The following is an 11,707-nucleotide window of genomic DNA, read 5'->3' as shown; positions in this document are numbered from 1 at the left end:
GGGTCAGGCCGCTCCTTCCGCGGCGGGCGCACGGCGGCGGCCAAAGCGCAGCAGACGCACGATCTGCTTGCCCAATTTGGAGAAGGCGACTTCCAGCGCGCCGATCGGCTGGCCGCCGGGGCGGTTGGCGATCACATGATACATCCACAGCACCAGGCCCGACGCGAGCAGGAACGGTCCCCACAGGGCGATGATCGGATCGACCTTCCCCAGCGCGCCGATGCCTTCGCCATATTGATTGATCTTGTGATAGGTCACGATGAAGACGATCGAGAGGAAGACGCCGAGCGCCGAGGTCGATCGCTTGGGCGGGATCGCAAAGGCCAGTGCGGCCAGCGGCAGCAGGAACATGAACACCACTTCGACCATGCGGAAATGGAAATTGGCGCGCACTTCGGCCTTCAGCTTGTCGGGCGTGGCCGGGCTGCGGCCGATCACCATCAATTCGGGAATGGTCTTTTCCCGATCGACGTCGCGGCCACGGAAATTCTCTATCTGCGGCAGGTCGATCGGCAGGTCATGGCTCGAGAAGGACAGGATGCGCGGCGTCTTGTACTTCGGCCCGTCATTGACCAGCACGCCATTGCGCAGGCGGAAGATGATGACGTCGGGATCGTCGGTGGCCAGGAAGGTGCCCTGCGCCGCCGTCACTGCGACCGACTGGCCATCCTTGCCGACCGCGCGGACGAAGATGCCTTGCAGGTTGCGGCCTTCATCCTTGCTGCGTTCGATGCGCATCGTCATGCGCTTGCCCAGGTTGGTGAACTCGCCGACCTTGATCGAGGCGCCGAGCGCACCGGAGCGCAGCTCGAACCGCAGCGCTTCATAGGCGTGGCGCGAGAGGGGCTGGACGAAGCCGACGATGCCGAAATTGAGCAGGGCCAGCGCGATCGCGTACATATAGGGCACGCGCAGCAGCCGGCCGTAGGACAGGCCCACCGCGCGCATCACGTCCAGCTCCGACGACAGGGCCAGCTTGCGGAAGGCGAGCAGGATGCCAAGCATCAGGCCGATCGGGATGCCGAGCGAGAGATATTCGGGCAGCATATTGGCGAGCATGCGCCACACGACGCTAACCGGCCCCCCTTCCGCCGCGACGAAATCGAACAGGCTGAGCATCTTGTCGAGCACAAGCAGCATCGCGGCGATCACCAGCGTGCCCAGCATGGGCACGGCGATCAGGCGGGCGAGATATCGGTCGGTGGCGGTCAGCATTCTCTAAGTCGTCGTCCCATCACCATGTTTTGGCCGCAAACCCATCCCATATGCGGGTCAGGTAGAAAAGCGGGGCGAACAGGGGCTCGCCGTCCGGTCCATATCGGCGGCTATAGCTTCCAGGAGTCTGATGGTCATGATAAAAGTTGCAATGGGTCTGATGGTCGGAACAGCGATGGTCGCTGCAAGCCCGGTCATGGCCCATGGCCAGGAAATTCCGAACGATCTGGAACGCTGCGGCGCGGATGCGCGCGGGCCGGCGGTGCTGGTCGATGTGCGTGGTTTCACGGCTGCTACCGGCAAGGTCCGCGTCCAGTCCTATCCCGCCACGAAGGCGGCCTGGCTGGCGAAGGGCGAATGGCTCAATCGAATCGATACGGCGGTGAAGCCGGCCAATGGCGCGATGCGCTTTTGCGTGCCGGTGCCCAGGTCGGGGGAATATGGCATCGCCGTGCGGCACGACCGCGACGGCAATGGCAAGACCGACATTTCGCGGGACGGCGGCGGATTTTCCAACAATCCGGCGATCAGCATCTTCAATCTGGGCAAGCCCGGCGTGGAGAAGGCGGCCTTTCATGTTGGGCCGGGCGTGACGAAAATCACGATCAACCTCAAATATATGTGATCGAAAAGCCATGGTAAGCGTCGCCCTCTTGTCCAATCCAAAATCCACGGGCAACCGGCAGACGCTTCCGCGCGTGCGCAGTTACTGCGCCAGCAACCCGGATATCTTCCATTATGAGGTGGAGCAGGTCGACCAGATAGGCCGGGCGTTCCAGACGATCGCCCGCGTCGATCCGGTCGTCATCGTCATCAATGGCGGCGACGGCACGGTGCAGGCTTCGCTGACCGAACTCTATCAGGGTGAGCATTTCAAGGGCCGGGTGCCGCCGATCGCGGTGCTGCCCAATGGCAAGACGAACCTGATCGCGCTGGACCTGGGCATCCATGGCGATCCGATCAAGGCGCTGGAGCGGATCGTGCAGATCGCCAAGGCGGGCGTGGACGACCATGTCGTCGCGCGCGAACTGATCGCGCTGTCCGACGGCGCGGTCGGCAGCCGGCCGGTGCTGGGCATGTTCCTGGGCGGCGCGGGCCTGGCCGACTACATGCTCTATTGCCGCAACCAGATTTATCCGCTGGGCCTGTCCAACGGCCTTAGCCATGTGATCACCGCGATCGCCGTTGTCTTTTCGCTGCTGTTCGGTATCCGTGCCAAATTCCTGCCGCCTTCGGGCAATCCCGTGCGGATATCGCTGATCCGCGACGGGCAACTGGTCGGGCGCTTTGCCGTGCTGATCGTGACGACATTGGAGCGATTGCTGCTGGGCGTGGATCCTGGCGATAGCCGGCGCGGCAATATGAAGCTGATGGCGGTCGACCAGAATCTCCCGGCGCTGTTGCGACTGGTGTGGGCCAGCCTGTTCCGGCGCGTGGGCAAACGGCAGATGCAGGGCATCCATCTTGAACAAGGCGACGTCATCCGGATCGAGGGCGACCGCAGCAGCGTGATCCTAGACGGCGAATTGTTCGAAGCGTCGGAAGGCAAGCCGATCGTGTTGCGATCAACCCAGCCGGTGCCGTTCTTGCGACTGGCGGCTTAGGGCCGGGGTCGCCGTTGGGTTGGTTGGTTTGCGGTCGTTGATCAGCAGGCTGAACACGCCTTATCACTTGTTGGACGGATTACCGTCCTTGAACTCGATCCTCACCGCCAGAAATGGTGCCGTTCCCCGGTTCATCACGGCATGCAGGCCCTCCGGTTCCCCTTTCACGGTCTGAGTGGGCTTGAGTGCGGGTGCGTCGAAACGCCGGGTCTCTACCGGACGGCCATCAATCAACTTATATTCAATATAGCTGATGGGCTGGGGCTGCTCGAAATACATCAAGCTCGGCCAGAGGTGTTCGTGGACGGGTTCAGTCGCGCCAGGGGCTACCTCGACCCGCAGAACACGAATTTTGTCATCTTCCATGAGAACATGGTGACTGCCCGGCGCAACAGCAACGGCATCGAAATCCTTAGCAGATGCGCTGACCGCAGTGGCCGTAGCGATCAACATTGCCAAAGAGAGAATGCGTGGCACGGCGGCTCCTATCTACGCGGCTTTCAGCACGCGGCGCTACTCTAAATAGTTTTAGTCAATGACGCTACTGGTCGTTAGCCGTCACCCTGGAAACGCCGGCGCCGCCAGGGCCCGTGCGTGGTCGCGGATTCCCGAGGGCCAGTCCTGCGACAGCGCCATGAACTGCGCGCCATCCTTTGCGAAGAGCGCGCGGATCGCAGCTTCGTAGCCGGGGCGATCTCCGGCCATGGCCGTCATGAAATGATAGGCCGCGTCCATCGCGGCGCGCGGGTCGGGTGTTGTCGCGCTGGCCTTGCGGGCGTCTTCGACCAGACGGCGGATGGTCGCCGATGCGCCGCCCGGTTGGGTGGCCAGCCATTCCCAATGACGCGGCAACAACGTCACTTCGCGCGGCTGGACGCCCAGCTTCGGGCGCCCCCTGCCCCGCGCTTCCTCAACCGCAGGACCGCGCAGGTCGATATCGACCTGCCGCCCGGTCGCATCGTCGAACAGCAAAATATTCTGGGCCTCGTCGCCCATGGCGCGCAACGCCGCGCGCACTTCGCCTTCGTCGCCGGTCGCGATCCACAGCTCGCCCGCAAAGGCCGTCAATGTCCGGTCCATGCCGAATCTCCCTTCGACACGGATAATATTATCCGGGCATTATTGAGTCAATATGATCCGGGTATAATTAAATGTCGCGCAGTTCCACCCAGGTGGGGGCATGGTCGCTGGCCTTTTCCCGGCCGCGAAATGCCTTGTCGACCTGCGCGTCGATCAGGCGATCGGCGGCGGCGGGGCTGAGCAGCAGATGGTCGATGCGGAACCCCGCGTCGCGCGGCCAGCTGTTCGCTTGATAATCCCAGAAGGTCCACACACCGCCATGGGGATGGCGGCTGAGGATCGCGTCGGTCCAGCCGTCGTTCAACAAGCAACGATAGGCTTCCCGGCTTTCCGGCTGCATCAGCGCGTCTTCCTGCATCGCCTTGACCGAGAATGTGTCGATGTCGCGCGGGATGACATTATAGTCGCCGGCCAGGATGGCGGGCACTTCCTCCGCCCATATTTCCGCGGCGCGGGCCCGCAACCGCTTCATCCAACGCAGTTTATAGTCGAATTTCGGGCCGGGCTGCGGATTGCCGTTGGGCAGGTAGATGCTGGCGACGCGCACGCCCTTCACATCCGCTTCCAGATAGCGGCTATGCTCGTCCTCCGGCTCGCCTTCCAGGCCCCGGCGTATCTCGACAGGCGTTTCGCCGCGCGCGAGGATGGCGACGCCGTTGAAACCCTTCTGCCCGTGCCAGATCACGCCATAGCCGGCAGCTTCGATATCCTTGACCGGAAAGGTTTCGTCGCTGGTCTTGATTTCCTGAAGGCAGGCGATGTCGGGCCGCGTTTCGTCCAGCCATTCCAGCAGGCGCGGCAGGCGCGCCTTGATGCCGTTGATGTTGAAGGTGGCGATGCGCATGGATGACCCTCTGTTCCGTTCCCGCCCTCCTTTGGAGAAAGGAATGGCCTTCGACAAGCTCAGGCGCAACGGAAGGAGAGGATCAGACCGAGAAGCTGGTACCGCAGCCGCAGCCGGCCGTGGCGTTGGGGTTCGTCACCTTGAACGCCTGCCCGCCCAGATCCGATACGAAATCGACCGCGGAGCCGCGCACCAGGTCGATGCTGACATCGTCGACCACCAGCGTCACGCCGTCGCGCTCCACCGTCAGATCTTCCGCCTCGACCGCTTCGGCCAGGCCGAACCGGTACTGGAAGCCCGAACAGCCGCCCCCTTCCACCGACAGGCGGAGGATGGCGGGCTTGCCCTGCCTGGCGGCGATGGCGGCGACGCGGGCAGCAGCGGACGGGGTGAGATCAATGTCGGACATGGTGCCTAGATAGGATCAAGCAAAAGGCCCGGCAACCCATCGGGCGCCGGGCCTTTTGCGAATATCGTGGTAAAGCCGATCAGTCGGCGGCTTTTTCTTCCGCCTTGGTCGGACCGCCCATGGCGAGAGGCGGCTTGGTGTTCATCGCGACCAGATAGTCGGGGCCGGCGACGAAGGGCAGCGGGTTGATGGCGGCGCCATCGACGCGCACTTCATAATGGAGATGGCTGCCGGTGGAACGGCCGGTCGAGCCCATCAGGCCGATCACCTGGCCGCGCTTCACATAGCTGTTTTCGGCGACCAGCAGCTTCGACATATGGCCGTAGCGCGTTTCCATGCCGCTGCCGTGCGAGATCTGGACGAGATTGCCATAGCCGCTGGCCCAGCCGGCGCGGCTGATGATGCCGTCGGCCGTTGCGTGGATGGGCGTGCCAATGGGGCCGGGGATGTCGATGCCCTTGTGCATGCGGGCGGCGCGGTTGAACGGGTCGGAACGGACGCCGAAGTTGGACGTGAGCGAAAGCTTTTCGACCGGGCGGCCCGACGGGATATAGGCTGCGGTCTTGGCGTTGCCGTCCAGCCGCTGAAGGCTGGAGAAGAGGTTGGAGAAGCCGACGTCGGACGGCCCAAGCGCGCTGGTATTGATTTCAGACGCTTCGCCATAGGGATCGTCGGTTTCGGTGGCGTGGGCCGGGGCGGTCGCGCACAGCGCGCCGACAATCCCGATACTCGCTAAGACCGCCTTAACCTTCTTCGCCTGGAACCAAAGCGACGGACGAACATTAACCGAATGAAGAACCGACATGCAGACCCCGACTATGTCACCGGAGGCTTGATGCCCCTCGGCGCTTCCCGTGTTCAATTTTTTGGCGACCTGGATCGCCCCCGCTGAACGCAGACTGCAAATTGCCGCTTATGTTGCAAGCGCCGCGTAGAATTCTTCCGTCAAACCGGCCTGTCGACGCGCTGAGTCGTTGAACGGTGGTTTAACGCTGCCGCGAAAATGCCTTTTCACAAGCATTTGGTAATGTTTTGGGGATTCGACGCCCAGTCGTTTCGTCGCCCAGACGAACCAGTTCGTCCCCGCCGCGACATGGCGAATTTCGTCATCGACGATGCGTCGCAGCATCCGCCCCGACGCCATGTCCCCCGCCCCCTCGAACCGCTCCACCGTGGCGGGCGTGATGTCGAGTGCGCGGGCCTCCAGCACCATGGGCACGATGGCCAGCCGCGCCAGCACATCGCCCGCCGTCTCCTCCGCCGCCTGCCATAATCCGTCATGGGCTGGCAGCGCGCCATAATGGCTGCCCAATTGCCGCAATCGCCGGTCGAGCAGCGCGAAGTGCATCGCCTCGTCCGCGCCGACCTTCATCCATTCGCTGGTGAAGTCGGGCGGAAACTGGTCGCCGAAACGGCCGATCAGGTCGAACGCCAGGTCGATCGCGACGAATTCGATATGGGCCAGCGCATGGAGCATGGCGATGCGCGCCCGTTCCGATCCGATCTTGCCCCGACGGGGCATGTGCGCTGGCGACAGCAGGATCGGCGCCGCCGGTCGCGCGGGCCGGTCGGGGATGGTCGCGTCGAAACGATGCGCCAGACGGCCCAGCCGCCAGGCGCGCGCCACCGCGCGCGCGGCCATCAGCTTGGCCTGCGGATCGGGCGTCAGCAGCACATGGGCGCAGGCCGCGCCCACGCTCGTCACGGACAGTGGCAGGCTCAAAGCGCGGTCACGGCTCCCAGCACATCTTCGGCATGGCCCTTCACCTTCACCTTGGGCCAGACCCGCAGGATCTTGCCGTCAGCGCCGACCAGGAAGGTCGCCCGTTCGATCCCCATATATTTGCGGCCATAGAGCGACTTTTCGACCCATGTGCCGAAGGCTTCGCAGACCGTCCCCGGCTCGTCCGAGGCAAGGATGACCGACAGGCCATATTTTTCCGCAAACTTCTTCAGCTTCGCCGGCTTGTCCTTCGAAATGCCGATCACCGGTACGCCGGCGGCGGCATATGCGTCGGCCAGCGCAGTAAAATCCTTGGCTTCGTTGGTGCAGCCGGGCGTATCCGCCTTGGGATAGAAATAGACGACCAGCGGCTTGCCCTGATAGCCGTGCAGCGTGAAATCGACGCCATCGGCATCCTTGAGCGTCACATCGGGGATCGCGTCACCCTGTTCGAGCATGGTCATTCCTCCTGATAGGGCGCGGCCAGCGCGGCCCAGGCTTCGCCCACGCATATCCGCGCCCTGGCATAGCTGGCAAGCAAACCGTCCCAATCTTCCGCGCCGCATGCGCGCGCGACCAGCGGTCGGCTCGCCTCCGCCGGCTCGGTCGATTTGGGCGAGACCAGCCGGGAGACGACGAGATAGCGGGTGATGAGGTCATGCGCGGCGATCAGGTCGGCGGGCAGATGGCCAGCCGCGACCAATGCGGCCAGCGCCTTACCCAGATCGGGGTCGAAGGCGATGCGATAATGGAACTGGTTGACGTGGATCAGGAATTCCAGATCGACGAGGCCACCCGGCACCAATTTCACGTCCAGATCGCCGACCGGCGGCTTGTGCTTCGCGATGTCGCCGCGCATCTTGACCGCCTGCCGCGCCAGATCGTCGAAATCGCGGGGGCGCTGGAGCGTTTCGGACAATATCGCGTCGAGCGCGGCGCGCGCCTGTGGCGAACCGTACACCGGCCGCGCGCGGGTGAGCGCCAGATGTTCCCAGGTCCAGGCCTCTTCCCGCTGATAACGCGCGAAGCTGTCCAGGCTGACGGCGAGCAAGCCCTGCGCGCCGGACGGGCGCAGCCGGGTATCGACTTCATAGAGCGGGCCGGAAGCGGTGGGGACGGACAAGGCGTTGGTGATGCGTTGCGCCAGTCGGTTGAAATATTGGGTCGCGCCCAATGGCCTGGCGCCGTCGGATTCGGTCGAGAAGGCGCCGGTGAAGAGATAGACGAGATCGAGGTCCGACGCATGGGTCAGCACGCCGCCGCCCATGCGCCCCAGCGCCAGGATCAGCAATTCGCCGCCCGGCACCTTGCCATGGGCGCTTTCGAACTCGGCGACGGTGGCGGCGGCCAGCGCCTGGATCGCGGCTTCGGCGACGCGGCCATAGCCCCGCCCGGCCTCCAGTGGATCGCCGCCCCGGATGATCTGCGCGCCCAGCGCAAAGCGGCGATCGCCCACACGCTGGCGCACCCGATCGAGCAGGGTCTGATAATCCTCGCCCGGTTCCAGCCGGCCCAATTGCGCCGCCAATATCTCGACCGAGGGCGCGGGATCGAAGGCGGAAGCGTCGATCAGTCCGTCGATCAATTCCGCCCGACGGCCAAGCGCATCGGCCAGCGTCGCGGCATGGCTCAATATCTCGGCCAGCAGTTCGACCAGGGCGGGGCGCGCGGCCAGCAGCTTGAAGAAGTTGATGGCGCTCGGCAGCCGGCCGATCATGTCGTCCAGCCGGTTGAGCGCGCGCGACGGATCGGGCGCGCTGGCCAGCGTGCGCATCAGGCCGGGCAGCAGCGCCTCCAGCGCCTCGCGCGAGGGCGCGCTGCGCAACGCGCGGATGGTGCCGCCGCGCCAGCGAGCGATACGGGCGAGCGGCGTTTCGGGATCGGCAAAGCCCAGTTCGACCAGTTGCGCCTTCAGCCGATCCTCGTCGTGCGAGAGGGAAGCGCCCGGCTGTTCCGGGCTGAGCCGGTCATAATTGCGCCCGACCCATTCGACATGGGGCCGCAACATGTCGAACAGCGCGCCGCCGTCGGCCAAACCATGCAGGCGCGCGACATTGTCCAGGCTATCGGGCGATTTGGGCAGTTCGTGGGTCTGGCGATCCTCCACCATCTGCAAGCGATGCTCGATGGTGCGGAACAGGATATAGGCTTCGTCCAGACGCGCCGCGACGTCAGCCTCGATCACTTGGGCGGCGGCCAGAGCGCGCAGCGCCTCGCGCGTGTTGCCGGACCGCAGCGACGGGTCGCGCCCGCCATGGATCAATTGATGCACCTGCGCGAAAAACTCGACCTCGCGAATGCCGCCGCGCCCGCGTTTGAGGTCATAGCCCGGTCCGAACGCCTGCCCCTGCGCATAATGGTCGCGGATGCGGCGGCTGATATCGACGATCGCGTCGATGGCCCCAAAATCCAGGCTGCGCCGCCAGACGAAGGGGCGAATCTGGCGCAGGAAATAGTCCCCCAATGCCTTGTCGCCCGCCGCCGGGCGCGCGCGGATGAACGCCGCCTGCTCCCAACCCAGGGCGGTCGATTCATAATAGCCGATCGCCGCCTCCACCGGCAGCGCCATCGGCGTCGCTTCGGGCGACGGGCGCAGGCGCAGGTCGACGCGAAAGACATAGCCGTCGCCATCGCGGGCGCTGAGCAATTCGCTGACCCGCCGGCCGATGCGCACGGCGGCGTCGGCCACATCCTCCCGCTCGCCATGGGGCATGGTGGTGGGATCGTAGAGCAGGATCGGGTCGATATCCGAAGAATAGTTCAGCTCGCGGCTGCCATGCTTGCCCAGCGCCAATACGACGAAGCCGCGATGCTCCGCATCAGGGTAGCGTTCCTGCATCGCCGCGGCGAGCGCTTCCTCCAGCGCCTGATCGGCAAAGTCGGACAAAGCGCGCGTCACGCGGTCCATGTCCCATGCACCGGCCAGATCCGCCGCGGCCACCGCCAGTGCGATCGCCCCGCGCCGGCGCCGCAGCGATTTGGCGACACCATCTTCAGGATCGCCGATCGCCTGCGCGGCAACGAAGGCACCGTCGAAATCGCCGGCGGCCAACCGGGCCGTCACCGTCGGATACCGGTCCAACGCGCGCGTCAGGAAGGGCGAATGGCCCCTGATCCGCTTTTCAGTGTCCAGCCAGTCGCTCACATCATCTCTCTTGTCGGTTCTCTCTTATTATGCGGCGCTATCGCTTGGCCGTGCGACGAACGCCAGAAACTTTTGAGCAAGATGTTGGTTCACCCCATATGGATTTCCCCCGCAAAGCTCCCGGCCGATCGGCAACAGGACGCGACGGCGGCGGTGGCCGCGTCGTTACTGTAGCTTTGCCAAAGCCTTATGAGGGGATCGGCAACGCGCTGCGTGCCACCTATGTGCCCGGCGACAACGGGACCCCATCCGATATGATGGCATTGCTGGCCAAGCTGGACCGACACTGACCGCCTGCTGGCCGGGTCATGGCAGGGCTTTATTTACCCATTCCGGGTAGAAAAATTCATCTTTCGCCAAAAAAAGTCGCATGCGCCCATGATGTATCGCAATTTCGCCCTCGCCACGTTGCTGGCTGCTCCATTGATCGTGATGGCGACGCAGAGTTTCCTCCCCAAGCCGGCGGAACAAGCGCCCGCGGCCACACAGCCCGAAACGCCGCCGCAGCCCGTTCCGGTGCCGGTGGCCCCGCCCGCCGTCCCGACCGGCATGCCGGCCGCGGTCGAACCGCCCTCCTCATTCGGTCAGCCCATGGCGGATGCAGGGCAACCCGCGCTCGCACCGGGCGTCGGCCTGCCAGAGGCCCCGGTTTCCGGTCCCGTTTCGCCGCTGGGCGCGCCCGCAGGCTCACCCAACGCCGAACCATGATGAGGGCCTAAACCGCGCCGGTGTCGCACTGTGCGGGGTCGCCGCTGTCCAGCCCTTTGCGCAGCCACTGCATGCGTTGCGCACTGGTCCCATGGGTGAAGCTGTCGGGCATGGGCCGTCGTCCCGCCTCCCGCTGCAACGTATCGTCGCCGATCGCCTCGGCCGCGCGCATGCCTTCCTCCAGATCGCCCGGCTCCATCAAATTGCTGTCGCGCGCCGCCCAGACGCCGGCATAGCAATCCGCCTGCAACTCCATCTTCACCTGTAGGGCATTGCCCTCCGCCTCGCCGGCGCGCTGCTGCGCCTTGCGGATCTTGTCCGCCTGGCCCGTGACGGTCTGGATATGATGGCCGACCTCATGCGCGATGATATAGCCGATCGGGAAATCGCCAGGCGCGTTGAAGCGCGTCTCCATTTCGTTGAAGAAATCGGTGTCCAGATAGATGCGCTGGTCGGCCGGGCAATAAAAAGGTCCCATCGCCGATTGCGCCGCGCCGCAACCCGACTGGCCATTCTGGCTGTAGAAGACCAGCGTGGGCGGCGGATATTGCTGTCCTTGCGCCTTGAAGATGTCGGTCCAGCGCCGTTCGGTCGATCCCAGCACCTTGAGCGAAACGCGCTGCACGTCGGTCAACTGGCCGCTGGCGGGCTTTTCCGTCTGCACCTGCTGCCCGCCGCCACCGCCGCCGATCAGGCTCAGCGGATTGACGCCCATCACCACCATGATGATCAGGACTATCGCGATCCCGCCGCATCCGAAGCGGCTGCCGACCAGCGGCAACAACATGCCCAGGCCTCCGCCCAGTCCGCCGCCGCCAAAGCCGCCGCCACCGCGCCCGTCCTGCACCTCATAATGGCTGCTTTCCTGTTCGTCGTCGAGCCGCATCGCGCCCTCCCTTTCCTGTGATCAGGCCTATCCGATTCATGTCCGGCGGGGAACCGTCCGCGCAAGCGAAGGTTGCGCAAAGGCATGATTTGT

General features: G+C 64.6%; 14 protein-coding genes. 4 read left to right on the top strand and 10 right to left on the bottom strand.

Translation table 11 applies throughout. The features are described 5' to 3' along the window. Nucleotides 1-3: 3 nt before the first annotated feature. Entirely contained in the window at nt 4-1,215 is a 1,212-nt protein-coding gene (gene lptF, locus AC07UX_RS01650; RefSeq protein WP_495190290.1) for an LPS export ABC transporter permease LptF, read from the bottom strand. A 130-nt stretch (nt 1,216-1,345) separates the two neighbouring features. On the opposite strand from lptF, the gene AC07UX_RS01645 reads away from it, so the two are divergent. Then, the gene (locus tag AC07UX_RS01645) at nt 1,346-1,840 is read left to right on the top strand and encodes a DUF2141 domain-containing protein (protein WP_495190289.1); all 495 of its coding nucleotides are present in this window, start codon (nt 1,346-1,348) and stop codon (nt 1,838-1,840) included. 10 nt (nt 1,841-1,850) lie between these two features. Next, nucleotides 1,851-2,819, top strand: a complete 969-nt coding sequence (locus AC07UX_RS01640) for a diacylglycerol/lipid kinase family protein (RefSeq protein WP_495190288.1) — start codon at nt 1,851-1,853, stop codon at nt 2,817-2,819. A 63-nt stretch (nt 2,820-2,882) separates the two neighbouring features. On the opposite strand, the gene AC07UX_RS01635 is transcribed toward AC07UX_RS01640, so the two are convergent. The 8 genes from AC07UX_RS01635 to AC07UX_RS01600 form a co-directional block, all read right to left on the bottom strand. After that, nucleotides 2,883-3,296: a cupin domain-containing protein gene (locus AC07UX_RS01635; protein WP_495190287.1), complete on the bottom strand. Its 414-nt coding sequence runs from the start codon at nt 3,294-3,296 to the stop codon at nt 2,883-2,885. An 81-nt stretch (nt 3,297-3,377) separates the two neighbouring features. Continuing rightward, nucleotides 3,378-3,899 (bottom strand): DUF2239 family protein, encoded by a 522-nt coding sequence (locus AC07UX_RS01630; RefSeq protein ID WP_495190286.1) that lies wholly within the window; start codon nt 3,897-3,899, stop codon nt 3,378-3,380. A 67-nt stretch (nt 3,900-3,966) separates the two neighbouring features. Continuing rightward, entirely contained in the window at nt 3,967-4,743 is a 777-nt protein-coding gene (gene xth, locus AC07UX_RS01625) for an exodeoxyribonuclease III (protein ID WP_495190285.1), read from the bottom strand. 82 nt (nt 4,744-4,825) lie between these two features. Beyond that, a complete protein-coding gene (gene erpA / locus AC07UX_RS01620; RefSeq protein ID WP_495190284.1) occupies nt 4,826-5,152 on the bottom strand; it encodes an iron-sulfur cluster insertion protein ErpA in 327 nt (108 codons plus the stop codon). Between the two features lie 79 nt (nt 5,153-5,231). Next, on the bottom strand, nt 5,232-5,957 hold the full coding sequence (locus AC07UX_RS01615; RefSeq protein ID WP_495190283.1) for a M23 family metallopeptidase: 726 nt from the start codon (nt 5,955-5,957) through the stop codon (nt 5,232-5,234). A 108-nt stretch (nt 5,958-6,065) separates the two neighbouring features. Then, complete coding sequence (locus AC07UX_RS01610; RefSeq protein WP_495190282.1) at nt 6,066-6,875, bottom strand: ferritin-like domain-containing protein; 810 nt, start codon at nt 6,873-6,875, stop codon at nt 6,066-6,068. Then, the gene (gene bcp / locus AC07UX_RS01605) at nt 6,872-7,333 is read right to left on the bottom strand and encodes a thioredoxin-dependent thiol peroxidase (RefSeq protein ID WP_495191750.1); all 462 of its coding nucleotides are present in this window, start codon (nt 7,331-7,333) and stop codon (nt 6,872-6,874) included. Before bcp ends, AC07UX_RS01610 begins: the two co-directional genes overlap by 4 nt. Nucleotides 7,334-7,335: 2 nt before the next feature. Beyond that, on the bottom strand, nt 7,336-10,020 hold the full coding sequence (locus AC07UX_RS01600; RefSeq protein WP_495190281.1) for a bifunctional [glutamine synthetase] adenylyltransferase/[glutamine synthetase]-adenylyl-L-tyrosine phosphorylase: 2,685 nt from the start codon (nt 10,018-10,020) through the stop codon (nt 7,336-7,338). Nucleotides 10,021-10,070: 50 nt separating this feature from the next. On the opposite strand from AC07UX_RS01600, the gene AC07UX_RS01595 reads away from it, so the two are divergent. Both AC07UX_RS01595 and AC07UX_RS01590 read left to right on the top strand, forming a co-directional pair. Further along, nucleotides 10,071-10,310, top strand: coding sequence for a hypothetical protein (locus AC07UX_RS01595; RefSeq protein ID WP_495190280.1), 240 nt, complete (start codon nt 10,071-10,073; stop codon nt 10,308-10,310). A gap of 88 nt (nt 10,311-10,398) precedes the next feature. Continuing rightward, nucleotides 10,399-10,728 (top strand): hypothetical protein, encoded by a 330-nt coding sequence (locus AC07UX_RS01590; protein WP_495190279.1) that lies wholly within the window; start codon nt 10,399-10,401, stop codon nt 10,726-10,728. Nucleotides 10,729-10,735: 7 nt separating this feature from the next. Here the strand turns inward: AC07UX_RS01590 and ypfJ are convergent, their stop codons facing one another. Further along, nucleotides 10,736-11,614, bottom strand: coding sequence for a KPN_02809 family neutral zinc metallopeptidase (gene ypfJ / locus AC07UX_RS01585; protein ID WP_495190278.1), 879 nt, complete (start codon nt 11,612-11,614; stop codon nt 10,736-10,738). Nucleotides 11,615-11,707: the final 93 nt, after the last annotated feature.

Source organism: Sphingobium sp. GW821-FHT02B05, assembly GCF_059421905.1.
This window is presented reverse-complemented; position numbering and strand designations above follow the sequence as displayed.